The 505-nt window shown below is 65.5% G+C and carries 1 protein-coding gene; it reads left to right on the top strand.

The window, feature by feature from the left end; all coding sequences use genetic code 11:
* Window positions 1–474, top strand: a 474-nt coding sequence (locus tag AC3A4T_RS24525) for an OmpA family protein (protein ID WP_487677758.1), incomplete at its 5' end; no start/stop codon positions are given.
* Between the last annotated feature and the right edge of the window lie 31 nt (window positions 475–505).

Genomic DNA, 505 nt, shown 5'->3' with positions numbered 1-505 from the left:
CCGGAAGTGCAGCCGGGCTGCGCGGACAAGGACGACGACGGCGACGGCGTGAACAACTGCGACGACAAGTGCCCCGGTTCGCAGGCTGGCCAGACCATCGGTCCGGACGGCTGCCCGGTGCCGGTCACCATCGACCTGAAGGGCGTGAACTTCGACTTCGACAAGGCGACCCTGCGTCCTGACGCGGTGGCGATCCTGAGCGAAGCGAGCGAAATCCTGAAGCGTTACCCCGACCTGAAGGTCGAAGTCGCCGGTCACACCGACCTGTGCGGCAAGGACGACTACAACCAGAAGCTGTCGGAGCGTCGCGCGAAGGCTGCGTACGACTACCTGACCAGCAACGGTGTGGACGCGGGCCGTCTGATCGGACCGGTGGGCTACGGCGAAAGCCGTCCGCTGGAGCCGACCGCGCAGACCATGCCGGCGTGCAAGAGCGAGAAGAACCGCCGCACCGAGTTGAACGTTCAGAACTAAGCGACATCCGCGGGTTCTTCGGAACCCGCAC

The sequence above is a fragment of the Lysobacter sp. Soil_N_51 genome, from assembly GCF_057655755.1.
This window is presented reverse-complemented; position numbering and strand designations above follow the sequence as displayed.